At 59.8% G+C, this 23,599-nt stretch carries 18 protein-coding genes; 4 read left to right on the top strand and 14 right to left on the bottom strand.

Translation table 11 applies throughout. From position 1 onward, the window contains the following. Positions 1-52 precede the first annotated feature (52 nt). The gene (locus F757_RS0101710) at positions 53-688 is read left to right on the top strand and encodes a phosphatase PAP2 family protein (RefSeq protein ID WP_027209867.1); all 636 of its coding nucleotides are present in this window, start codon (positions 53-55) and stop codon (positions 686-688) included. Here the strand turns inward: F757_RS0101710 and F757_RS0101705 are convergent. From F757_RS0101705 to F757_RS0101680, 6 genes are read right to left on the bottom strand one after another with little or no spacing between them, the layout of a single operon-like run. Then, positions 664-1,851 carry a glycosyltransferase family 4 protein gene (locus F757_RS0101705; RefSeq protein WP_027209866.1) on the bottom strand — a complete coding sequence of 396 codons (1,188 nt, stop codon included), beginning with the start codon at positions 1,849-1,851 and terminating at the stop codon, positions 664-666. The genes F757_RS0101710 and F757_RS0101705 overlap by 25 nt on opposite strands. A 52-nt stretch (positions 1,852-1,903) precedes the next feature. Next, positions 1,904-3,220: a lipopolysaccharide biosynthesis protein gene (locus F757_RS0101700; protein WP_027209865.1), complete on the bottom strand. Its 1,317-nt coding sequence runs from the start codon at positions 3,218-3,220 to the stop codon at positions 1,904-1,906. A gap of 27 nt (positions 3,221-3,247) precedes the next feature. Further along, positions 3,248-4,258 carry a glycosyltransferase family 2 protein gene (locus tag F757_RS0101695; protein WP_027209864.1) on the bottom strand — a complete coding sequence of 337 codons (1,011 nt, stop codon included), beginning with the start codon at positions 4,256-4,258 and terminating at the stop codon, positions 3,248-3,250. Between the two features lie 42 nt (positions 4,259-4,300). Further along, complete coding sequence (locus F757_RS0101690) at positions 4,301-5,761, bottom strand: hypothetical protein (RefSeq protein WP_442856612.1); 1,461 nt, start codon at positions 5,759-5,761, stop codon at positions 4,301-4,303. A 3-nt stretch (positions 5,762-5,764) separates the two neighbouring features. Next, positions 5,765-6,880: a glycosyltransferase family 4 protein gene (locus F757_RS0101685; protein WP_027209862.1), complete on the bottom strand. Its 1,116-nt coding sequence runs from the start codon at positions 6,878-6,880 to the stop codon at positions 5,765-5,767. Positions 6,881-6,926: 46 nt separating this feature from the next. Then, the gene (locus F757_RS0101680) at positions 6,927-9,173 is read right to left on the bottom strand and encodes a polysaccharide biosynthesis tyrosine autokinase (protein WP_035466047.1); all 2,247 of its coding nucleotides are present in this window, start codon (positions 9,171-9,173) and stop codon (positions 6,927-6,929) included. 1,185 nt (positions 9,174-10,358) lie between these two features. On the opposite strand from F757_RS0101680, the gene F757_RS0101675 reads away from it, so the two are divergent. Continuing rightward, a complete protein-coding gene (locus tag F757_RS0101675) occupies positions 10,359-11,240 on the top strand; it encodes a GlxA family transcriptional regulator (protein ID WP_027209860.1) in 882 nt (293 codons plus the stop codon). 101 nt (positions 11,241-11,341) lie between these two features. Beyond that, positions 11,342-12,286, top strand: a complete 945-nt coding sequence (locus F757_RS0101670) for an ATP-grasp fold amidoligase family protein (protein ID WP_027209859.1) — start codon at positions 11,342-11,344, stop codon at positions 12,284-12,286. A gap of 111 nt (positions 12,287-12,397) precedes the next feature. Here F757_RS0101670 and F757_RS0101665 read toward each other — a convergent pair whose 3' ends face one another. Then, the gene (locus tag F757_RS0101665) at positions 12,398-13,726 is read right to left on the bottom strand and encodes a hypothetical protein (protein ID WP_027209858.1); all 1,329 of its coding nucleotides are present in this window, start codon (positions 13,724-13,726) and stop codon (positions 12,398-12,400) included. A gap of 1,138 nt (positions 13,727-14,864) precedes the next feature. On the opposite strand from F757_RS0101665, the gene F757_RS0101660 reads away from it, so the two are divergent. Beyond that, a complete protein-coding gene (locus F757_RS0101660) occupies positions 14,865-15,989 on the top strand; it encodes a hypothetical protein (protein WP_232221320.1) in 1,125 nt (374 codons plus the stop codon). Positions 15,990-16,061: 72 nt separating this feature from the next. Here the strand turns inward: F757_RS0101660 and cyoD are convergent, their stop codons facing one another. From cyoD to F757_RS0101625, 7 genes are all read right to left on the bottom strand, one after another. Beyond that, a complete protein-coding gene (cyoD, locus tag F757_RS0101655; protein WP_027209856.1) occupies positions 16,062-16,394 on the bottom strand; it encodes a cytochrome o ubiquinol oxidase subunit IV in 333 nt (110 codons plus the stop codon). Then, the gene (cyoC, locus tag F757_RS0101650) at positions 16,394-17,002 is read right to left on the bottom strand and encodes a cytochrome o ubiquinol oxidase subunit III (RefSeq protein ID WP_027209855.1); all 609 of its coding nucleotides are present in this window, start codon (positions 17,000-17,002) and stop codon (positions 16,394-16,396) included. Before cyoC ends, cyoD begins: the two co-directional genes overlap by 1 nt. Positions 17,003-17,005: 3 nt before the next feature. Then, positions 17,006-19,012 carry a cytochrome o ubiquinol oxidase subunit I gene (gene cyoB, locus F757_RS0101645; protein WP_027209854.1) on the bottom strand — a complete coding sequence of 669 codons (2,007 nt, stop codon included), beginning with the start codon at positions 19,010-19,012 and terminating at the stop codon, positions 17,006-17,008. Between the two features lie 3 nt (positions 19,013-19,015). Further along, complete coding sequence (cyoA, locus tag F757_RS0101640; RefSeq protein ID WP_027209853.1) at positions 19,016-19,906, bottom strand: ubiquinol oxidase subunit II; 891 nt, start codon at positions 19,904-19,906, stop codon at positions 19,016-19,018. Positions 19,907-20,206: 300 nt separating this feature from the next. Continuing rightward, on the bottom strand, positions 20,207-21,274 hold the full coding sequence (locus F757_RS0101635) for a LacI family DNA-binding transcriptional regulator (RefSeq protein WP_027209852.1): 1,068 nt from the start codon (positions 21,272-21,274) through the stop codon (positions 20,207-20,209). Between the two features lie 160 nt (positions 21,275-21,434). Continuing rightward, positions 21,435-22,763, bottom strand: coding sequence for an MFS transporter (locus F757_RS0101630; protein WP_027209851.1), 1,329 nt, complete (start codon positions 22,761-22,763; stop codon positions 21,435-21,437). Between the two features lie 92 nt (positions 22,764-22,855). Further along, positions 22,856-23,590 (bottom strand): ribonuclease activity regulator RraA, encoded by a 735-nt coding sequence (locus tag F757_RS0101625; protein ID WP_027209850.1) that lies wholly within the window; start codon positions 23,588-23,590, stop codon positions 22,856-22,858. Positions 23,591-23,599: the final 9 nt, after the last annotated feature.

Genomic DNA, 23,599 nt, shown 5'->3' with positions numbered 1-23,599 from the left:
CAGCGGGACGCCGATCTCCCGCTGCATCGACCAGACAAGAACGAGAAACCCTATGTGGACTGTATTCACCAACATAGGCGATGCAGCCGTCACCTTACCCGTGGCGGCTGTCTGCGCCTGCTGGATTGCATTTTTCGATATCAGGCTTGCCTGCCGCTGGATGCTGATGCTCGCAACCGGCGTTGCAATTGTCGGCGCAAGCAAGGTCGTCTATGCCGGCTGGGGCATATCGTTTCCGGCGTCTCATTTTCGGGTGATTAGCGGCCACGCGATGCTGTCCACCTCGGTCTGGATGGTTGCGATCGCACTGCAGCTGAAGTGGTGGCGTTTGCCGCCATTGTTGGGCATCGCGGCAGGTCTGCTGATCGGTGCACTGACCGGCATATCGCGTTTGATGGACCTTTCGCACACCGTGCCCGAAGTGGTTTCCGGCTGGATACTCGGCGCGCTCGTCGGCCTGCTATTCCTGCACAAAGCGCTTTACGCTGAGTTCGAGCGTGCGCGGCCCGCATGGTCGGCCGCGAGCGTCCTGTGCGTGTGCGTGCTCGCCTATGGGCATCAAGCGCCGCTTCAGCGGCTTATTGAAACGCGCTCGCCGCAACTGCGTAGCCATGCTCACTCGATCATGGCGCTCGCCGGTCGCGTCAAATACCGCATTCAGTCTTACGAGGGTATGCTCGCAAGGTGACGTTCCTGAGCAGTACGCTCGCGCACGAGATACGGACGAAGCTGTTCAATCGAGCTGCGCAAAAGCCGCGCGTCGATGAAGTCCGTCAGCGCGGTCTTGAAGTTCTCGGTCGAAAATCGCTCGGCATTCTGCCGGCAATTGAGCGGATCGAATAGAGACGCATTGCGCTCGAAGCGGGCCACGGCTTCGAGCAAAGACTCCGCGGTTTGCTCGTCGAAGAACACGCCTGTTGGCTGCTCGAGAGGCAAGCCGATAACCGACTCGAGCGCGCCGCCGCGGCCAAACGCGATAACCGGCGTACCGCACGCCTGCGCCTCTACGACGGAAATGCCGAAGTCCTCTTCCGCTGCGAATACGAAGGCGCGAGCGCGCCGCAAATGGTCGACCAGCACTTCCAGAGGCTGATGGCCGAGTATGCTCACGTTCGGGCCGGCAATGGCCTTGATCCGCTTCATTTCCGGCCCATCGCCTATCACTACCAGCCGGCGCTCGGGCGTCTGCGAGAAAGCACGCACGATCAGGTCGATGCGCTTATAGGGCACCATTCGCGAGGCTGTCACATAGAAGTTATCCTTCTGCTTGCACACGGCCATGTTGTCGAGATCGACCGGCGGATAGATCACCGTGGCGTCACGCTGATACGCCTTCCTGATTCGCCGCGCGATGAAATGCGAATTGGCCAGAAGATGATCGACGCCATTCGCAGAGCGCGAATCCCAACCGCGAATGTAGTGCAGCAGCGCGCGCGCCATGATGGATTTCAGCCCCTTGTTCAGGTGCGATTCGCGCAGATACTGATGCTGCAAATCCCACGCGTAGCGAATGGGCGAATGTACATAGCTGATATGAATCTGATTCGGTCCGGTCAGTACGCCTTTGGCCACCGCGTGCGAACTCGAAATAACGAGGTCATAAGCGGACAGATCGAGTTGCTCGATCGCAATCGGCATGAGCGGGAGATAGGCACGATAGCGCTTACGCGCAAAGGGCATCTTCTGGATGAACGAGGTGTTGACGGGTTTGCCTTTCACGCAGTCGCGGTCCTCGAGAAAGTCGACAATCGAAAAGATGTCCGCTTTCGGAAAGCACTCGATAATGCTTTTCAAAACCTTCTCAGCGCCGCCCGAAACCACTAGCCAATCGTGAACAATAGCGACTTTCACTTCTACCTCCTGTGAGATTACGCGCCGGACACTTCCATTCCGGCAATCCGGTTCACTCGTCTTTGGCCGCGCCTGCCTGTGCTCTTGCGCCCCACGCAAGACCCAGCATGCCGGCGGCGCGCCGCGCCCCCGGCACCAGTCCAACCAGCTCGAGCCGGACCATCATGACCATCAGGATCACCGCGAGTGTCGCTTCGCCGAAGACGCGAGCGAACGCCATGCCCATTGCGCCGAAGCGCGGCGCGAGAATAAGCGCCGCAGCAAGGTTAAGCGCACCGGAAGCAAGTCCGGCAAATGCGAGCAGGCGGTCTTTCTTGCGCGGCACGATGACGTAAAACGCGACGAACTCGTTAAAGGCGACGAACGGGAACATCCATGCGAAACATTGAAGAATACGGGCGGCAGGCTCGAATTCAGCGCCGAGAATCAGCGGCAGGATAAGAGGCGGCAACGCTATTGCGCCGCAAAATACGAGCAGACCGTAGCCAAGCAGAAGCGCTGCGCCACGGCGAGTGGTGGCATGCGCACCCTCCTTGTCACCGTGAGCAAGCTGCCGCGAAATGGTCGGCACGAATACCTGCGACGCGGGTCCCATCAGACTGAGCGCGATGGTGGCAAAGCGCTCGGCCGCGCCGAAATAGCCGACCTGGTCAGGCGTGGACAACAGCGTCAGCAAATAGGTGGAAGACGCCGTCAGCACAACGGAGCCTGACGAGTAACAGAAAAGCATGGTGGAGCCGCGAATGAGCGGCATCACACCCTGCACTGTCAGGCGCGGCAGCCCCAGTTGCGATGTGGTAATGCCATACGAAATGATCGACGACGCCACGCCTGCAATCAGCAGGCTCGCAAGCACCCACACGGAATCGGCGGGCACCCTCACGAGACTGAGTACGAGGACGAGGCTCACGGCAAAGCCGAATACCTCGATCATGATCGGTGTACGGAAACGCTGGCGCCCCTGGAACAGCCAGCCGAGATTCATCGCGGAGACAATACCTAGCAGCGTGGCAAGAATGCCGATCAGCGGCCGCTCGGACAATGTCGGGGAGCACAGCGTGGCGATCACGCCGATGCATCCACCCAGCACCGCCAGAATGAGCCGCGCACTGACATGCAACGAATAAATCGAGTTGCACTCCTTCGCCGATTGCGCTTTTGCGACTTCGCGCATTCCAACCAGGCTGAAGCCGTAGCTCACGAGCATCCAGATGACGTTCATGAGCGACATCGACGCGAGCACACGACCGTACTCCGCGACGCCGAGAATTCTTCCGTAGAACGGCACCACGATGATGAGGTACACGTACCTCATCAGATATCCGCCATAAACAAACGCAATGACGCTTGCGCTGTCTTTTCTTTCCATTTCGTTGTCCAAAAGCGTTCCCCGACCTTAACGTTGCGCTACGCGTTGGCGAGCAAGCGGGTTCGAGATGTAGCGAACCACAAAGTCGGAAAGCGGCGAGTACGGTACGAGGCACAAGCCGGAAAGCACCAGGGTGCCGAACTTCTTCTTCACGCTCCAGAACGGATTTGCCAGGATTGCATGAAAGTAGCCCCGCGAGTCGCGCATCATCCAGCGCCAGCGGTGTGCGAGCGTCGCGCGATACACGCTCGAACAGAAAATTGCCTTTTCGTGGCCGAAATCGTGAAACGTGGGCGACAGTTCGATGCCCAGGCGCGACTTCGCGATATTGCGCAGGATCGCCCAGCGCATACCGAGCGCCCTGGGTGCCTTCGATATCTGCTCGGAGTTCGCGAACGAAACCGTGCCGCCGTCCGCGTTATGCACGCGATACCCCCCGAGCGATTTGCGCAGCGTGGCCACCGGCCCCACCAACGCGGCACCGTAGATCGCGAAGAAGTCAGCGCCATAGCGATTGATTCCCGGCGCGGGAACCGGGAAGACCTGCCTGAGTGCGCTCACCCGATAGGCATTGCCGGACGCGGGCGGCGACGGATACAGCCAGCCCGCCTGCAGGAGTTCCCCGCAGTTGGCGGGCGGCTCGGTATTCGGCACGTAAGCCCCTGTATGTCGTCCAGTTGCATCCATCACGTCGAGCCGGAACTGCACTTTTGCCCATTGACCACTCGAAAAGACCTCCATCACTTCCGAGACGGCGCTCGGATACAGAATGTCGTCGGAGTCGAGAAGAATGGCGTACTCCGTCTGTAGTGCGCTGATCGCGTGGTTATAGGCGGACACCTGGCCGCCGTTTTCCTGGAAGATAGCCGTAATGCGACTGCCGTACTGCTCGATGATGGCTCGGGAGCCGTCCGTCGAACCGTCGTCGAGCACCACGACCTGCGTGCCCGGATAGTCCTGATCGAGAGCGGAATCGATCGCGGCCGCTAGATAGCGTTCGTAGTTGTAATTGCAGATGACAACTGTGACCTGGTTCATGGCATTCGGCGCTATCTGAAGTTTTTCGGTGAATCGGAGTTGCTACGCAACAGAACGGACTGCGATGTAAGCGAGGTGAGTCGGCGGATCGTTGCCTGCTCCATTGACCCGCTCAGGCACCTTGAAATTCAACTGCAAGCCGTCGTCATTCCAGGTAGTCGTCACCGTACCGGGTGCACTTACCGTGCCCGTCACCGCATCTATGAACTCAACCCTTACTTCGCGCGACGCCGGCCGCCTGAGCCCCGCCAGTACCACGCTTCGCCCACCTGCTGCCGCCTTCACCTGAAGCACGATGTCATTACCGGAACGCAAGCCACTGCCCGACGCACCCGGACCGAATTTCAAAGCATTCGGCAAACTTGCCAGCGGGCCGGAGACCGTCTGACAAAGCACGATGAGACTCCTGCCGGACACGTTGTAGGTCCGCGCGGGCGGACCGCGATGAGTCAGACGAAACGACTCGTAGCCGTCCCAGTGATAGATCATGGAGACGTATTTGTTCGGATCGTCCCAGTTGTGATCGAGCGCCCATACCGCGAAGTCGAAGAAGTACTCCGGCAGGTAATGCGGGTCCTTCATGTACGCATCGCCGATTTCGGTCTGCCAGATACCTCTCGCCGGCCCGCTCTTCACGTACCGCTCGTACAGCTGATCTATATCGGCGACCCCGAGGTAGTGCGTGTCGAGATAGTCGACCCAGTCCAGCATGCGTTCATTCGAGGCAGGACTTCTGTACTCGAGCCACTTGCAGTAATTGGAGAGCCCGCCCTGGTCCGGCCAGCCGCCATACACCACATAAGCGTTGTACTTGCGGATGATGCGTGCGGCCGGCAGATGCACTCGCTCAACGTAATCCTGCATCGCGCGCTCGTATGGCTTTACCTTCCGGTCGTCCTTGCTGAAGTTCGGACCATGCCAGAACGTCGCCTGCTGCGCGCCACCCGAAAGTTTTCCGGCTGCCTCATTCCAGATCTGGAAATAGCGCAGATTGAACGGCGGTGCGGAGTACTTGCGCACTGCTGCCTCGACGTAACGCGTCCACGCGCGCACGTCCCGCGGCGCCGAATTGCTGTCGCCCGGTACGGTCGCATTCCACGGCGCCGTATAGCCGAGCAGCAATAGCGACTTGATGCCATTACGGTTGTTCAGAAGCAGCGCCGACGGAAGATCGTTGTCGAATTGCGATCCCGTCTTGTCGACACGAACGGGTTCGCTGGGCGAGTCCGGCTGGCCGGGGCCGACCGAGTCGCGTCCCCAGCTAATGCCCATCTGCCGCCACATTTCCACGTCGCGGCTTGCGCCCGCCCATCCATTTGCACCGATCATGTCGGTAATCCTGCGACCACCGCTGCTGCGCCCTTGCGTACCCGTGCCGCTCGAAGGTGATGTCTTCCCGTACACAAGCGGGATCGCGGCGCTAATGAGCGCCGCAATGGTTCCCAACGCCCGACGTCTACCGGTACGCGCCCGACCGCTATACATTCGCCCGCCCACCGACATGCGCTAGCCCGCCGACGCGCTGGCTGGTACGCCCGACAAGCGCACGCCCGCCTGCCCCTTGAGAAGCTCCAGCACCGCTTGCGCCGTCATGTCCCAGCGGAATTCGCGTGCCCGCTCGTATCCCATTGCCTTGTAGCGTTGTCGCAATACGTCGTCTGTCATCATGAGCGAGATCTTTTCCGCAATGTCGTCCGCCGAAGTAGCGTCGCAATACAACGCCGCTTCCGCGCACACTTCAGGTATGGAAGTGCGCGACGAGGCAACGACTGGACAACCGCAGTACATGGCTTCCAACGGCGGCAGGCCGAAGCCCTCGTAAAGCGAGGGGAACACCAGACAACCGGCGTTTTCATAGAGCGCTTTCAATTCGCCGTCCGTGACGAACCCGGCCCACACTACTCTCTCCGACTGGGGTTTGTGTTCGCTCAGATCGCTGTTGAAAATGCGCGCGTTTTTGCCGCCCACCACCACGAACTTCACATGGTCGAGATGTCCCAGCTTTTCAATCGCTTCCAGCACGCGTTGCAGGTTCTTGCGCGGATCGAGGCTGCCTACCACCACGCAATAGACGTCCTTGACCAGATTCAGGCGCTCCAATACCGCCGGCTCCGACACGACGCGGTCCAGATGGTCCGCGGCAGGATGCACGACGGCGACCCGCGACTCGTCCACTTTCAGGTGATGGCAAATGCGCGACCGGGAAAACCTCGACACGGTGAGAATCATCGGCTCCATTCGCGGCAGCACGAAAAAGCACAAGCGATACCACAGCACGAACTTCTTCGAGAATCCCCCAGGCACGTCGTACACCGCCATGTCGTGAACCATCACGACCTGACGCCGTTTGAAAAGCGGATTCGTGTTGCACAGGTTCAAAAGCCGGACGCCTCTGGAAGCCAGAGGCAGCGTAATCTGCTCCCAGAGCGTGCCGCGCAGCCAGGGAAATCGCCGCTGCCATTTCAATTGCGCGCCGGGTTCCCTCGTGTCGCGCGGGACATAGACCTCCAACTGCTCGCCTGCCGGAACGCGCATTTGCATCGCTCTAGTCAACTCATACGCGACTCTCTGCACACCCGTTACCGGCTGTGAAGTGAACTTCCCGTTAATTGCAAACGCCATCAGCTTCTCCGTTTTGCGAATGATTCGAACGACGGTGGCAGTCCGCTCACGTTCGCAGAGGTCCACCGGTTGGTTCGGCATCGCCGTAATCGCTGGCGTAGTTCGTTGCATAGCCATAGGTGCGGGTACTGCGTCGAAGTGGAATGCCGTTGAACACGGCACCGGCAATGCGGCCCTCGGCGCGTTCCATCTTCTTGATCGTGTCCTCGATCTCCTCCTCGCTTTGCATGCCCGAGCGCAGGACAAGCAACGATGCGCCGGCTTCGCTGGCAATGATCGAGGCGTCGGTGACTGCGAGGAACGGCGGCGTATCGAAGATCACAAGATCGAATTGCGCGCTCAGACGCTCGAGAACTTCCTTGAAGCGCGGTCTCGCAAGCAAGGCAGCGGGATTGTCCGGGCGCGAGCCACACGAGAGGAACGACAGATTCTCGATACCCGTGTGCCGCAGTGCGTTACGTAGTGGCATGCGGTCAGAGAGAACTTCCGAAAGTCCACCCCGGTTGCTCTGGTTGAACAGCGAGGCGAGATGGCCGCGCCGCATATCCGCATCGATAAGAAGAACTCGCGCGCCTATTTCCGCCTGCAATGTCGCGATATTGGCCGCGACGAAGCTCTTGCCCGCCGAGGGCGTCGGCCCGATCACCATCAGAATGTTGTTGCGCGAATGCGCGAGATCCCGCGCCAGAGAAGTGCGTACTGCCCGCAGTGCCTCCACCGACGTATCGTTCGGAAAACGCTCCGCGAGTACCCTCGTGCCGCCGCTCGGCACCTGAATCTCCGGCACACCGCCCGTCGCCGGTTGCGGCAAACCAGCCCGCGCAGCGGCACCGGGCAGTGATTTGGCTCCCGGATTGGTTCGGTCGAGCAACAACTGCTGCTGGCTGAACAGGATCTCGCCGAATACCGGCATGCTCATGCTGCGTTCTACATAGCGCGGATCGGTCACGCCTGTAAGCACATGGCGGCGCATGAACACCAGCACGATGCCCGACACGATCCCGAGTGCAAGGCCGCCGGGCAGCACAAGCATCGGCTGCGGTTTCACGGGACGATGCGGCGTGATGGCCTGGTCGACGATATGCGCGCCGCCCGTCGTGCTCGCCCGGCGCACCTGCAACTGCTCGGCTTTCTGCACCATGCCCAGGTAGATGGTTTCCGCTACCTTCTGCGCACGCTGAAGATCGACGCTCTCGCGTTCCGACGCAGGCATGCCGTTGAAGTGGCCGTTGAAATTCGCCTTCGCGCTATTGAGTTGCGCGAGTTGCGTATCGACGCTCTGCACCCAACGGCTTTGCGGTGTATAGCGCTCGAGCAACTGCGTGCGTTGCAATTGCAGAGTTGCAATCTGCCGGTCGATGTCCAGACCGCCTTGCAGATACGCCTGTGCCTCGGCAGTAGGCTGCATGGATTGCGAAGTCGCGCGGAACGACTTCAGTGCTTCCTCGGCCTTTCTCAGGTCTGCCAGCAGACGGGGAAGTTCTCCGTTAATGAACGCCAGCGTGGTCGTATCGTTCGCCTGGCGGCTGGCAATCGCCGTTGCGAGGTATTGCTGACCTAACGCATTGGCAACCTCAGCCGCCTTGGTTGCGCTCTTGTCGGTGTACTCGATCTGCACCAGACCGGAGTCCTTCAGTTTGTCGCCAACCTTGATGGTGTTGTCGAAGCGCTTGATAGCATCCACTTCGTTCCACCGAACAACCGTGAACTCGGTGTTCGGGCGCGCAACCAGTTCATCGACGCGCATCGAAATGCCATTGCTCGACACCGGCTTGCCCACGGTGCCGTGAAGGAAGACCTGGTCCTGGGGCCCACGCAGTTCGTACGTGTTGTCCTCCCCGGCCACCAGCGTCATTTTTTCTTCTTCCAGATCTTTGGGGACGTCGAGCACGCCGATTTTTACCTGCTCGCCTCCCCATGCGTAGGACTTCAGTCCCAGCCATGCTCGCGAGGGCTCGCCAGGCGTCGCGAACTTCTCCGCAATGTCGCCAAGCAGAGGCAATTTGCGCGGCGTCACCGAGACGTCGAAACGAAAGCGTTCAATGACCGGCTGCAGTACGGAGCGGCTGCGTATCACGCCCATTTCGGTAACGGGCGATGGTGCGGGCGGAGGCAGGTTCTCCTGATTCTGGAGTGCGAGTCCGAGTGCGTTGGGTTCCGGTGGGTCGACGCGAATCAGCACGTCTGCAGAATAGATAGGCGACGCAATCAGCAGATACGCGGCAGCAAGGCTGAAAACGACGACCGTGGTAAGTACGATCTCCCAGATGTGGTCGCGCATGAGACGGAGCATGGCGCGCGCGCTAAGCTGGCCACGCTCTGTGCTGGCACTCCCAGGGAGCGAATTCAGAGGATAGTAGTCCACCGGTTTGATCCTTCCATGTTTGATGGGCACAGTAATGAGTCGACACCGCCTGGCTGCACCAACGGTCCACATTCCACATCCGTCACCGGCAGGAACGCGTATGGCGTAGCCCGACGCATCGTCGGAGCTACGTCATGGTTTTGCCAAGCCAAGTGGCTGTCCACCTGCTTGAACGATCAAAGGCTGCGCCGCAAGCAGCACGGCTCGCCCCGTCTCCAGACTTCGAATCCCCCAGATAGCGGAACGACAGCCTGAGGCTGCGTTACCGCGCTTATTTCGTACTACAAATGGTCAAGTGCTCGATACGCCGATTGAGAACACTGCTCGAAATACGCAGCCCGGCCCCGACTCACATGAGCGTTGCCTTGTCGTACGTCGTCAGCGCAAGAGCACTTCAAGACACGGCAATAACTACACCTGAATCGACTCATGCAAGCGAAAAGGCGAAGAAATTGCGCATTACTGGCATTCGATAGCCACTGCAGGGCCAACCCCTATTGCTTCAGATGTTGCAGTGAAGCATAGCGCTGATGAAGATGAGTGCAGCAGTCACGGCATAAATTCGGGTGCTATTGGCCGAATCCGCCGAAGCGATTACAGCGCAACACCATATGCGGAAAGTGTTGTAGCTATGTGCAATGGATGTAACAGAGTGATACGGAATTGGGGGTCTGCAGGCCATATACATTTAGTCACATTTCGCCGAAGTTCGGACAACCACAATAGTCGTTTGCCGACGGATTCGCCTTGTGTGGCGGGGCTTTGCGCCAGAAGAACCTTTCGACCCTCAAAAATCTCACACGAAATATGCGTAGCAAATCTTGCTGATTTCTTCGCTGATTCGTATGCCTTTATTCAGGCATTCGAGGTAACAATTTCTCCAATCATCACAAATGCGCCAAAACACCGTCGGATACCGGCCACGTTCGCCAGGGTGATTTGAGTACGCTAATCTCGTCACGTAGACAGTGATTCACCCTGTTTGGAGAACTAAGCGTGACGACTTCCACAGATTTTCTTACGTCGTATCTTGATACGCACCGCAGCGGTCCAAGAGTAGCGACGCGGAAGCCTGCCAGGCATATTGGGCTTCTGGTGTCGCAGGAATGCTCGATGGCTACAGCCGGTGCAATCGGCGACGCATTCCGGCTTGCGAACGAATTGTCAGACGGTGCTACCGATGACTCACCGTATCGCCTTTCCGTGCTTTCCGAAAGCGGGGGGCTTGTCACCAGCTCGTCCGGCATTTCTATCTGGACGCAAAGTATCGACCGCAATCGGCTAGGCGATTTCCATGCACTATTTGTCGCGTGCCGGGACGCAGCGCGCGCGCTCGAGTCAAACGACCGTCTTCTTTCCTGGATAGCCCGGCAAGGCTCGATCGCGTCATTCGACATTCAGCAAGGTGCGAACCTCGTGGTGGTCTGCAAGGACCCGCTGCATTCCACTGTACCGATCTTCCTGTTTGACGACGCGCCAACTACGGCGCGTGCGAACAGTGCGACGCCTACCGATCTCGCCCTCGCGCAGATTGAACGGGACGTAAGCACGGAAGTAGCGCGGAAGATCGCCGACATGCTGCAAACGACCTACGTCGAGTCCGACAGGTTCGAACTGGACGACGCGAGTATCACCACGACCACGGAGAAGATTCGCGAGTCGGCGCGTTGGATAAAGGAAAACTACAGCAATCCTATTTCCGTCGCAAAGGCCGCCGAGTGCGCGGCGATGAGCAAGCGCAACTATCAGCGCCGCTTCAAATTCGAGTTCGGTATGACGCCACTCGAGTATTTGTTGCGCACCCGTTTCGAAGTGGTTCGGGCAATGCTGCGCAACACCGATCTGCCGGTCGACAAAATCGCGCGACGCTGCGGCATGGGTGACGGCAATCGTCTGGGCCGTCTCTTCAAGGAGCGCTATGGAATGTCCCCTACACAGTTTCGCGCCCAGCAGCGTCTCGAGGTTGCCGAGCGATGCGTCGCAATTGACGACTGACGGCTGGTGCCCGTGCGGGCGGCAAACGCGTGCCCCGCATGGCGCGGTGCGCCGTCGCGCCCGCGAGCCGAACGTCGCCCGCTATTCACAGGGATCGGACAATGACAACAACGAAGTCAGTGCAGTTTTCCCCCGACGCGACGAGCCACCATCAGAAGCAGCGTCGTGAGTCTCCTGCGAGAAGGCTGAAAGAAGCGGCCAAATCGATGCTGCCGGCACCGTTGTTTCTTAGCCTGCTGCATCACAAGGAAATTGGCCGCTATCCGAACCTGCTGCGCCCCACCACTTTCAACGAAAAGATCCTGCAGAAGAACCTGCGGCCAGACCCCTGGTTCGTCGAACTGACGGACAAGCTGGCGGTCCGCGAGTACGTGGCGAAAAAGCTCGGTGAACAGCATGTGATACCGCTGCTGGCAGCGCCGGAGGCCTTCACGAAAGAAGTATTCGATGCCCTGCCCGATCAGTTCGTCATGAAGGCAAATCACGGCAGTAGTTATGTAGAGGTGGTGAGGAGCAAATCGGCAACTTCTTTCGAGCGGCTGCGAGATCTTGCGAACTACTGGCTCTCACTCGACTTCTACAAGATTGCGCGAGAAAGACATTACCGCCGGATCAAACCACGCGTTTTCTTCGAGCACCTGTTGCTCGACCACAGCGGCGAAATTCCCGCGGATTACAAATTGCACTGCTTCAACGGACGAAGCGGACGGCCGACCATCTACATTCTCGTGATTTCGGACAGATTTGGCCGCAATACGCGGGGCGATGTGTACGACGTGGACTGGAATCACCTCGACATTGCGATCGGCTACTACAAACGCAGCCCGGTACCGGCGCCGCGCCCCGATAACCTGGAGGCCATTCTGCAAGCAGCTACGAAGCTATGCGAGGACTTCGACTATGTTCGTGTCGATCTGTATGCGCCCGACAACAAGGTTTATTTCGGCGAGCTAACGTTTACGCCTGGCGCCGGGGTGCTGCCTTTCACGCCCGACAGCATCGATTACGAGTGGGGAAAACTGGTGCCCGACACGTTCTGTCGTTGACAGCACACAGGAAGCACGCCGTTGCAGCGTGCCCAGGCCAACATGAATAAAGCCGCTGCCGCCCTGCAAGAAGGGCGAGAGCAGCCTGGTTGACGGACGACTGAAACCTGTTCAGGTGTCCGCGTGGCTCGACGTGAAGCTGGTGAACGCGTTGTACGGCGCGTCGATCGCTTTGCCGTTGACCATGACGCCGTAGGTGTTGTCGCCGCTATCCAGAACGTAGTACATGACCGACTGAATGTTGTGCGTCTTCCGGGCGTTGTAGAACGCGTTGAGTCGGTCGGAAATGTAAGTGCCGCGGTAGCTCTCGGACTTCTCCGGTCCAGTGTTCCACTCCGTGACAATGAGCGGCACGCCATAGCGGGCCTTGCAATAGGTCGCGAGGTCAAAGCCTGGACCGGCGCCATCGGTGCCGACGTTGAACAGGTCGCCGTACACTTCGTAGTTGTGCCAGGTCGTGATGTCCCAACGTACCTTTGGATAGCCGCCGCTGCCGTCAGGCTGCATGCCATCCCACAGCGCGTCCGAGGCGCCCACGTCTGCGACGCAGAAGTTGATGCCGCACTTGGCGTCCGGCTGCGCCGACTTCACGCCGTCGATCATTCCGCGCATGACGCCGCGCATGATGGGCCAGTTCTGATTGTTGAAATCGCTCGCCTTCGAGCCCGCAGCCGTGAAGTCGAGCACGGTCGCGTCCTGGCGCGTCAACTCGTTGCCGCATTCGTAGATCGTCACACCGTACGGCTTCAACGCATTGGCGACGGTCGAGCCGACTACGCGGCCGCGATCATATGCAATGGATTCGCTGGCCATGATTCCGCCGGTCTCATAGACGCCCTGGTCGATGAGCGCGAGCAACGTGAGTCCTGCTGACTGAAACGCCTTCGCCAGCTTGATGACCGCGTCCAGATCTTTGGGATCGTCGGTCACGCCCACGCGGTAGCTCGTGCAATTCATGCTCTTCAGAATCGACACGACCTGTTCGGGGGTATACGTGTAGTCGGCGTGTCCGTTTATGCCAAAGAAGCTGCCCGCAGCCGCGGCAACGTCGATACGCGGATCGCTGCAAGGCAGCCATTGCTCCGCGACGTCTGCGTGCACATAGAACTGATCACCGGTGCCGCAATGCCACATCTTGCCGCCGTACCAGAGCACGAGCGAGACGTTATACGTGTTGCCGACGGTTGAACCGTTGCGGTAAATCACGCCGTTGACCAGCGTCCAGACGTCGCCATAGCCGTCGGTAATGGAAGCGGCCGGAGGCATTGCGGTGCCGCTGGCGGAGGCGGCTGGGGAGGTGACTTTGGCTACGGGGCTCGGGGACGCCTTTGCGGTCGGACTTGCGCTACCGTCTTCGGAGCCACCGCCACCGCAGGCGCTAAGCAGATAAGTACCGGCCAGGGCCGTCAGGCCTCCGAGAAATTGTCGTCGTTTAACCATGATTATTTTTCCCACTGTCGAGAAAATTCTCGATAAAAAATCAAAAGATTAGTTTTCAGGTTCAAGATAGAACCGCGTTTCTTCGGAACAGCTGGTTGTTAATTCGTTGTGCTTATCGACGCACATTTGCACGTTGCACCGTTCGTAATTCAATCAGGTGCGGTCACATTGCCGAAGACAACGTGGAATAACCGGGTGGCGGCAGGAAATGCTCCGCCCATCGCGAGGCGCTCGACGCCGCGATAACTTGATGGACTTCTGGAAAACCGTTGGGCCAAACTGCTGCCGGCGCAACCCGTACTGCGCGAACCTTCGCCGGAACCGGAACCGATCAAAGATCGGGAAAAAGTGGTTCGGCCAACGTTGCAACGGGGTAAATCGTACCCGCTAATGCAGCTTGGGTCACATGGAAATTAGTACTTTTCAGCCAAAAAGCATGATTCTTTCCGAGAACTTCGCGTAACGCAAAAATTTCTGCTTTCTCAGGATGATCGGAGGATTAGATGGACTTACCGTTTGATTATCCGACCCTAATGCCAGATTCTACCCGACAGCACATTTGGAGTAATTATTTCTCATCGTCGCGTAGACGATACATAGAAGAGGAAAAAACACCCATCATCAGACAAAAAGGCCGCTGCGCGCGGTCTGGATGCACTTCTGCAGGGATGGAATTTTCCTGAACAAATCTTCACACGAAATATCTTTTCTCATGGTTAACGCTGTTGCGGCCCAGTTGCCGGCGCCCGCTCGGGCTGGCGGGGCCATGCGGGACGTCGGGCGGTTTTCTCAGCTCCCGAACATGTCGCCCCCTCGTGCGCCTTCCCGCTAGCACTAAAAGCCGCATGAGACCGGACGGCGCATAGCACCCGCACGCTATTTCAGCCGGTATCTGGTTGGCCCACGCGGCGGCTAGAAAACGCCGCCGCATTAATAATGCCCCGGCAGTGGTAATTATCAGGAGCGAACTGACCGCGTTTCCGCTGTCGCCAAAAAAATCATATCCGGAAGTGCCGCTCGCTAATAGCCATTACTAAAAGGCGAAAAGCCAGGAAAAATGACCTGATCAGCCAGATTATTCAGATTCAAAACACGCGACAGTCGCCCGCTTTACGTGCGTCAGCACACAGCCGCCTCTATGACGCATTGCTATTGTGAGGTATGGCGCGTCGAGCGAGTCCTGAAGGAAATGATCTTCCCTTGCGTCGCAGTCAGCCACCGACTACCTTGGTTTACCTACCCCGCTCTCAACCGAACAGTGTCGACAAGTCGAGATTGCACGCACAGTTCCGCCCTGCTGCTGACTCTTCTGTCTGTGGCTCTTGCCTGCGCGGCTCCGTGCGCGAAGGCACAGGAATTTTCGCTGCTGGCCGGTCCGCTTGTTAGCGGCGGCGAGAATACGTACTCGTGGAGTGGCACCTATCGCGAAGGTTTGGGACGCTTCGCTGCCTGGAGCTTTTCATGGCTCAACGAGGGGCATCTGCCCGGCCACCATCGTGATGGACAGGCCGTGCAAGCGTGGGGACGCCTGCCGTTATGGAACGATCGGCTCGAACTCTCGGCAGGAGCCGGTCCATACCGATACTTCGACACCACCGTAGCAGGCGCCGGAGGCGACTATTCCAACACTCACGGCTGGGGCGTTGTGGGAAGTGTGCGCGCCGCCTATTATTTCGACCGACGCTGGATTGCCATCGCGCAACTGAACCACGTCCACGCATTCGGCGGCCCGAACACAACTGCACTCTTGCTGGGCGTTGGTTATCAACTGGAAGTGTCGGGCGAGCGCGGCCCACGCCCGCGGCCCGTGCCGCGTACATCGAACGTCACGAACAACGAGCTGACCGTGATGCTGGGCAAAACGATCCTCAACAGCAACGAGTCGGAATCGGCCAAGGCAGTCAGCCTCGAATACCGGCGTGGGCTGTGGCGCTATGTCGACGTGAGCGCGTCGTACCTTCACGAAGGCGGACACGTGCAATCGCGCCGCGACGGCCTTGCGGCACAATTGTGGGCAACCCGCGCATTTTTCGACGACCGCCTGACGTTATCGGCTGGCATCGGTCCCTATGTTGCGGTCAACCAGACCAATCAACTCCCGCAAGCGCGGATGGGCGACGGCCGGGTTTCTGGACTCTTCGCGGTATCGGCGAGCTATCGCTTTGGTTCGCGCTGGCTCGCCCGCGCTACCTGGAATCGCGTAGTGACACGCTACAACCGCGACACGGACGTGATAGAAGGCGGAATCGGCGTGCGCTTCTAAAGGGCGTGCTCGTGTTGCGATTGCCCACCAGCGATGAATTAGCAGCAGTAGCTCGCCCTTTTGCTCACGCTGCTAACGGGACATCATGTTCATGCTGACGTTATGCATGACCCACACCGTGCCGCCAATCAGAAACAGCGCGGCCAATGCAGTGTAGGCGAGCGCCATGACGTTCCAGCGCTGCCCAGCCGACATGTCGATATGCAGGAAAAAGACCAGATGAACGACAATCTGCACGAAGGCCAGAACGGACAACGCGATCATCGCGGTCTGCGCCGGAAGCGCGCCGCGCATGACCAGCCAGAACGCCGCCGCGGTCAACAAGACTGAGAGCACGAAGCCGCAGACATAGCCGCGTGTGCTGCCATGTCCCGAGTCCGCGGAAAGTGATTGCATGTGAGCCATTACAGCACGCTCCCGAGATAAACGAACGAGAAAACGCAGATCCAGACAATATCGAGGAAATGCCAGAAGAGACTCAGACACGCGAGACGCGTAAGCTCGCGCTCCGACAATGCGGGAGCACGCACCACCTGAACCGCCAGCACGGCCATCCACAGCAGTCCCACGGTCACGTGCAGCCCGTGCGTACCGACCAGAGTGAAGAACGCTGACAGGAACGCGCTGCGGCCGGGCCCGGCGCCTTCTGCAATCAGATGCGAGAACTCGCGCATTTCCAGCGCCAGAAACGCGAGCCCGAGTGCGAACGTAACGGCGAGCCAGCCGAGGACGGCCGCGGATTTACCGCGCCTTGCGGCCAGCATGGCGAAACCATACGTGATGCTGCTCAGCAGCAGCGCAGCCGTTTCGACCGCGACACCGCCGATATCGAACAGCTCCTTGCCCGACGGACCGCCCGCGAACTGGTTCGACATGACTGCGAATACCGCGAAGAGCGAGGCGAACAGCACGCAGTCGGTCATCAGATACAGCCAGAAACCGAACACCGTGTCCGACGAACCGTGATTGCCGTGTCCGCCGTCGAGCGGAACGGAGAGTGTTTTGTGCGACATCGATCAGGCCTCCACCGCTTCCAGTTCGCGGTTGTTCACCGCTGCGGCCGCAGGACCGCGCTTACTTTCGATTTCCCGCACGGTATCGGCGGAGATGTAATAGCCGTCGTTATTGCCGAAGCTGCGCGCAATCAGCGTGGCCACGATAGCCAGTAGCGCCACGACAGCCAGCCACGTGATGTGCCACACACCGGCAAACCCAAGCGCGAGGCTGAACGCGCCAATGAACAGACCCGCGCTGGTATTCGACGGCATGTGAATGTCGCGATACACCGGCGCTTTGGCCTCGGTGCTTGCGGTCTCTTTCATGTGGGCATAGGCGTCGAGCTCGTGCACCGTCGGAATGATCGCGAAGTTATAGGCCGGGGGCGGCGACGAAGTCGCCCACTCGAGCGTGCGGCCGTCCCACGGGTCGCCGGTCACGTCCCGATACTGCGGCTTGTTGCGGTTGACCACGCTGACCCATACCTGCGCCACCTGGAACACCACGCCGAGCGCGATCAACGCAACACCGCATGCCGCCGCAATCAGCCACGGATGCCACGCCGGATTGTCATAGTGGTTCAGGCGCCGCGTCATACCCATGAAGCCGAGCACGTAGAGCGGCATAAACGAAGCGTAGAAGCCCACGAACCAGCACCAGAACGCGCACTTGCCGAGCTTTTCATTGAGCTTGAAACCGAACGCCTTCGGAAACCAGTAGTGGAACCCTGCCAGATAGCCGAACACGACACCGCCAATAATCGCGTTATGGAAATGCGCGATCAGGAAGAGGCTGTTGTGCAGCACGAAGTCGGCGCCGGGAATTGCCATCATCACACCGGTCATGCCGCCGATCGTGAAGGTGATCATGAAGCCGATCGTCCACAGTACAGGCGCGGAAAACTCGAGGCGTCCGCGGTAGATCGTGAACAGCCAGTTGAATATCTTCACGCCTGTGGGGATGGCAATGACCATTGTCATGATGCCGAAAAACGCATTGACGTCCGCACCCGAGCCCATCGTGAAGAAGTGGTGCAGCCAGACGAGGAATGCCAGCACCATGATCGCGCAGGTGGCATAAACCATGGTCCGGTAACCGAACAGCGGCTTCTTCGAGAACGTTGCAATCACTTCCGAATAGATGCCGAAGGCCGGCAGCACGAGGATGTACACCTCCGGATGCCCCCACGCCCAGATCAGGTTCAGATAGAGCATCGCGTTGCCGCCCGCTTCATTCGTGAAGAAGTGCATGCCCATGTAACGGTCGAGGCCGAGCAGCGCGAGCGCCACCGTCAGGATCGGGAACGTGGCCATGATCAGCACGTTCGAGCAGAGCGCGGTCCACGTGAACACGGGCATTTTCATCAGCGTCATGCCGGGCGCGCGCATGCGCACGATGGTCACGAAGAAGTTGATTGCGGTTATCAGCGTGCCGACGCCGGATAACTGCAGGCTCCATATGTAGTAGTCGACGCCAACGCCCGGACTGAACTGCAGCTCCGAGAGCGGCGGATACGCGAGCCAGCCGACCTGTGCAAATTCGCCGATCACGAGCGACAGATTCATGAGAATCGCGCTGATCGCGGTCATCCAGAAACTGAGCGAATTGAGGAACGGGAACGCGACATCGCGCGCGCCGATCTGCAACGGCACGACCAGGTTGAACAAGCCGACCATCAGCGCCATCGCCATGAAGAAGATCATGATGACGCCGTGCGCCGTGAAGATCTGATCGTAATGGTGCGGCGGCAAATAGCCCGGCGAGTGGTACGCGAGTGCGAGCTGCAGGCGCATCATCACTGCATCGACGAAGCCGCGCACCAGCATCAGCACTGCGACAACGATATACATCACGCCAATCTTCTTGTGGTCCACGCTTGTGAGCCACTCGTGCCACAGCCACTTCCATTTATGGAGCCGGGTTAGTGTCGCCACCACGGCGAGCACCATGACCAGCATGAGCGCGCCCGCCCCCATGATGATGGGCTGATCGAACGGGATCGCGGAGAGTGTCAGATTTCCGAGCATGTGCTAACCCTTTGTACGGCAATTGCTGTTCTGCAGATCAAGGACATTGCCGTTGTTGTACTTCGCAATAACGTTGTTGAAGAGCCTGGAATCGACCGACGAGAAATAGCCGACCGGCTCCTTCTCGCTCGGTTGCGCCACCGAGTTGTACTCGTTCATATCCAGCCGGCGCGGCGAAGCCTTGACTTTCTCGACCCACGCATCGAATTGCGCAGGTGTGACGGCGAGCGCGCGGAACTTCATGTCCGAGAAGCCCTTGCCGCTGTAGTTGGCGGAGATGCCGGCGTAGTCGCCGGCATGGTCGGCGATCAGATGCAATTGCGTCTGCATGCCCGCCATTGCATAGATCTGGCTTCCCAATTGCGGAATGAAGAACGAGTTCATCACGGAATCGGACGTGATACGGAAGTCAACCGGCGTGCCCACGGGGAACGCGAGCTGGTTGACCGAAGCCACGCCGAGCTCCGGGTAGATGAAGAGCCACTTCCAGTCGAGCGCGACGACCTCGACCTTGATTGGCTTGACCGCCGATTGGATCGGCCGGTAAGGGTCCAGCTCGTGCGTGGTGTTCCAGGTCAGGATGCCGAGGAACAGAATGATGAGCGTGGGTACGGTCCACACCACTGTTTCTATCGCGGTGGAATGCGCCCATTTGGGGGCATACGTCGCGTTACGATTGCTTGCGCGGTAACGCCACGCGAACACGAGGACCATGATGATCACCGGCACGACGACTATCAGCATGGCCATGGTCGCCGTACTGATCAGCGACTTCTCCGCCATGCCCACGCTGCCCTTGGGATCCAGCACCTCGAGGTTGCTGCATCCCGAAAGACACGCAACGAGCCCCGCCCCCAAGGGTATCAACACCCGTTCAAAGGTCTTATTCACCATATCTGCCTGATTTCCATGGACCGGTCTGAAACGCTACACAATGTTTTTGCCATGAAGACCAGACCACTACTTCATGCGCTGTCGGATTTTAAGAGCGCAGCCGGATCTGAAATATGATCCTGGACAAGCTAAGTGCAATCGCGACGCGCAAGGCGCGCGAGATGATCGCAGCCCGGCATGGGCAACGCAAAGCCGCGACGTCCGGGCCGGCGCCGCCTGATTGGAGGATGTCGTGAGGTATCTACCGCGTGCCTGTGACAGGCACACGGCGCGGTTCGCTAACCGATGGCTGAAGCCAGCCTACGTGGTGCCACGCTGCACAATCTCGAAGCCCACGTCGGTCACCTTGTTCTGCGCCGATCCGGCGAGCCGGTCCAGCAGGCATCGCGCCGCCGCGAGCCCGATGCGGGTGCCGTCGACGTGTACGGAAGTGAGCTGTGGTGTCGTCTCGGTGGAGAACTCCAGATCGCCGAACCCGCAGATCGCGAGTTGCGACGGCACGCTGAGCCGCAATTGCCTCGCCGCGCTCAAGGCGCCTATCGCGAGCAGGTCCGAGCCGCAGAACAGCGCGTCCAGATCCGCGGCCTCGTCGAGCAAACGCGGCAGTGCTGACTTGCCGAGCGCCACGGAACTCGGCGGCGCAACGAGCACCTCGGGAATTTCGTTAATGCCCGACTGCGCGAGCCGCTCGCGAAAACCGCGGCGGCGCGCGAGCGCGCGCTGGTCGTTGGCGGACACAAGGCCAGGCTTGCGCACGTTCCTCTGCAGGAAATGCCCGGCCACCGCGAAACCAATCTGGTAATGCGAAAAGCCGACCAGCATGTCGATAGGCTGATTCGTCATGTCCCAGGTCTCGACAATCGGAATGCCGACGTTTGCGAGCCGCTCACGCAGCGAGTCCGTGTGAGCGACACCCGTCAGCAGCACACCTTCGGGACGCCGGCTCAGCACTGCGTCGAGCAAGGTCTCTTCGCTCGAATCGTCGTAGCCGCTCAACGCGAGCAACACCTGATAACCGGCGCGCGACATGGTCTCGCTGAACACCTGGATGGTTTCCGAAAACAGCGAGTGGGCGATGGTCGGCACGATTGCCGCTATGAGCCGCGAGCGCGACGACGACAGACCGCCCGCGAGCCGGTTCGGCACATAGCCGAGTTTCTGCACGACCTGCCGCACGCGTTCGAGCGTCTCCGGCGCCACCGTCTCCGGGCTGTTGAACACACGTGAGACCGTGATCGGCGCGACGCCCGCCTGCGCGGCGACATCTGTGATGCGCAAGCCTTTGGGCCCACCGCGCAGGCGCCGCGTGGGTGACACCGCGTCTGGCGCAGCGGCGCTTGCGGTGGCGGGCGGTTCTTTATTCGGCATGATCGCGGACGGGGAAGTTAGATCGCGCCCGTATTTTAAACTGCGCCACGTTGCGCCAACCGGCACAGGGCCGCCCCAAGGCGCACTGACTCGCTCCGATCCGCGCCGCGCCGTGGACGGCTCAGGCCGTCGCGTGACATGACGGACCGGCCCACGCGCCTCATTCGGTCACCGCCACGGTGCTGCGGGTCGAGCGCACGTTGCGGTCGCGCCGCAAGATGAATACGGTAATGGCAGCGAACAGCAGCAGACAGGTTGCAGGAATCAGCATGGGCGCTTTCACGCTACCCGTGGTTTGACGAACCCACGGCACGAGATTTTGCGCGATGAAGCCGCCAATGTTGCCGAGCGAGTTGATCGCAGCGATTCCCGCCGCCGCTCGTGCGCCAACCAGGAATTTCGGTGGCAAGGTCCAGAAGCAAGGCAGCAGCAGATACATGCACGGCGCGCCGAAACACAGTGCGATGAAACGCAGCGTGTTGGTCGGCAGAAACACTGCGCTGGCGAAACACGTGACGCCGAGCAGCGCCGAAACCAGCATGGCGATCAGTGCGCGATCGCCCGCACCGCGCAACCTGGAAGGCAACCATGCAAGCACAATGGTCGCCATTAGCCACGGAACGATGTTGAGTAAACCGTTGGTTGTATTGCTCACGCCGAAGCCCTTCACGAGCGTCGGCAACCAGTAGCTCACGCCATAAACGGAAATGGACAGCATCATGTAATAGAGCGCCATGCCGATTACGCGCGGTTCGGTCAGCACGCTCAATAGCGAACCGTGCGTCGCGACGCTTGCGTTGATTTGCGCACGTTCGGCCTCAAGCGTGCTGGAGAGCCATGCTTTTTCGTCGGCGGAAAGAAACCTGGCTTCTCTCGGCGACGCAGGCAGCAGGAACAGCACCACCACTGTCAGCAGCACCGAAGGCAGGCCCGTCACGATGAATACGAGTTGCCAGCCTTGCAGCCCCGCGAACCCGCCCTTGTCGAGCAGCCAGCCGCAGATCGGCGCGCCGAGCATATTGCCGAGGCTGCTGCCGAGCGTGAAATAGCCGAGCATGCGCACGCGATGCCGCGCCGGAAACCACAGCGTCAGATAATAGATCACACCAGGATATAAGCCGGCTTCGGACGCGCCGAGCAGAAAACGCAGCACGTAGAACATGGTCGCGTTCGTCGTGAACGCGAGCAGTATCGTCACGACGCCCCACGTGAACATGATGCGCGCCATCCAGCGCGGCGCGCCGTATTTATGCAGCATCACGTTGCTCGGCACTTCGAAAATCAGATAGCCGATAAAGAACAGCGACGCGCCAAGCCCATATGCAACTTCCGATAGCCCGAGGCTGCCGAGCATCTGCAGCTTCGCAAAGCTGATATTGGAGCGGTCGATATAGGCGACCAGGTAAAGCAGCCCGAGTAGCGGCATCAACCGGAGAGCGAGGCGGTTGATGAGGCGCGATTCGTCAATGGCGGGTGTCGTGATGTTCACAGCGTCTCCTACGGCCGCGTTCTGCGCGCGAGCCTGCGTTCTGTAACGGATGAGGCGTGAGTCGGGTCGGCGAATCCAGCGGTCCGCGCGGCTTATTGTTGTTGTGCCCGCCACTGCGCATAAGCGGCCATGGTTTCCTCGTTCGGCGGATAGGTGCCGCGCAACGGCCGCCCTTCCTCGATACGCTGCGCGATGAATGCTTCGAGTTGCTCCTGCTCGGTGGCGTCGCGCGCAACTTCGGCGGCCATCTCGCGCGGCACGATGACTACGCCGTCCACATCGGCGACCACGATATCGCCCGGATATACCGCCACGCCGCCGCAGGCGATCGGCACGTTCATATCCACTGCATGATGTTTCGCGAGGTTGAGCGGCGCGCTCGCGCCCGCGCACCAGATCGGCAAGCCCAACGCCGCGATGGTCCCGCTGTCGCGCACCGGGCCGTCCGACACCATGCCCGCGACGCCGCGCTTTGCGAGCCGCAGCGCGAGGATGGAGCCGACCGACGCCACCGCGCGCTCGCCGCGGCAGTCCTGCACCAGCACACTGCCGGCGGGCGCGGTCTCAACGGCCTTGCGCTGCGGATGCTCCGGGTCCTGAAACACGCCGACGTGATCGAGGTCTTCGCGCGCGGGAATATTGCGCAGCGTGAATGCCGGGCCGACCACATTCGCCGCGCCGGGCGCGGGCTTGACCAGCGGCGCGACACCTTGCAGAAATACATTGCGCAAGCCGCGCTTGAAGAGTTGCGTGGTCAAGGTGGCGGTGCTGACATGGCGTAGCTGTTCGAGCGTCGCTTCGTTCACGACGACTTCCGTTGCGCTCATAAGGACTCC

It is taken from the genome of Burkholderia sp. WSM2232, from assembly GCF_000472545.1.
Taxonomy (GTDB): Bacteria; Pseudomonadota; Gammaproteobacteria; order Burkholderiales; family Burkholderiaceae; genus Paraburkholderia.
The sequence above is the reverse complement of the archived record's forward strand: the minus strand, read 5'-3'. Positions and strand labels throughout refer to the sequence as shown.

Excerpts from the sequence above, each read along its gene's own strand:
- F757_RS0101710 (WP_027209867.1), top strand. The coding sequence starts at position 53 with ATGTGGACTGTATTCACCAACATAGGCGATGCAGCCGTCACCTTACCC.
- F757_RS0101700 (WP_027209865.1), bottom strand. The coding sequence starts at position 3,220 with ATGGAAAGAAAAGACAGCGCAAGCGTCATTGCGTTTGTTTATGGCGGA.
- F757_RS0101695 (WP_027209864.1), bottom strand. The coding sequence starts at position 4,258 with ATGAACCAGGTCACAGTTGTCATCTGCAATTACAACTACGAACGCTAT.
- F757_RS0101690 (WP_442856612.1), bottom strand. The coding sequence starts at position 5,761 with ATGTCGGTGGGCGGGCGAATGTATAGCGGTCGGGCGCGTACCGGTAGA.
- F757_RS0101685 (WP_027209862.1), bottom strand. The coding sequence starts at position 6,880 with ATGGCGTTTGCAATTAACGGGAAGTTCACTTCACAGCCGGTAACGGGT.
- F757_RS0101680 (WP_035466047.1), bottom strand. The coding sequence starts at position 9,173 with ATGCTCCGTCTCATGCGCGACCACATCTGGGAGATCGTACTTACCACG.
- F757_RS0101675 (WP_027209860.1), top strand. The coding sequence starts at position 10,359 with ATGGCTACAGCCGGTGCAATCGGCGACGCATTCCGGCTTGCGAACGAA.
- F757_RS0101670 (WP_027209859.1), top strand. The coding sequence starts at position 11,342 with ATGACAACAACGAAGTCAGTGCAGTTTTCCCCCGACGCGACGAGCCAC.
- F757_RS0101665 (WP_027209858.1), bottom strand. The coding sequence starts at position 13,726 with ATGGTTAAACGACGACAATTTCTCGGAGGCCTGACGGCCCTGGCCGGT.
- F757_RS0101660 (WP_232221320.1), top strand. The coding sequence starts at position 14,865 with ATGACGCATTGCTATTGTGAGGTATGGCGCGTCGAGCGAGTCCTGAAG.
- cyoD (WP_027209856.1), bottom strand. The coding sequence starts at position 16,394 with ATGGCTCACATGCAATCACTTTCCGCGGACTCGGGACATGGCAGCACA.
- cyoC (WP_027209855.1), bottom strand. The coding sequence starts at position 17,002 with ATGTCGCACAAAACACTCTCCGTTCCGCTCGACGGCGGACACGGCAAT.
- cyoB (WP_027209854.1), bottom strand. The coding sequence starts at position 19,012 with ATGCTCGGAAATCTGACACTCTCCGCGATCCCGTTCGATCAGCCCATC.
- cyoA (WP_027209853.1), bottom strand. The coding sequence starts at position 19,906 with ATGGTGAATAAGACCTTTGAACGGGTGTTGATACCCTTGGGGGCGGGG.
- F757_RS0101635 (WP_027209852.1), bottom strand. The coding sequence starts at position 21,274 with ATGCCGAATAAAGAACCGCCCGCCACCGCAAGCGCCGCTGCGCCAGAC.
- F757_RS0101625 (WP_027209850.1), bottom strand. The coding sequence starts at position 23,590 with ATGAGCGCAACGGAAGTCGTCGTGAACGAAGCGACGCTCGAACAGCTA.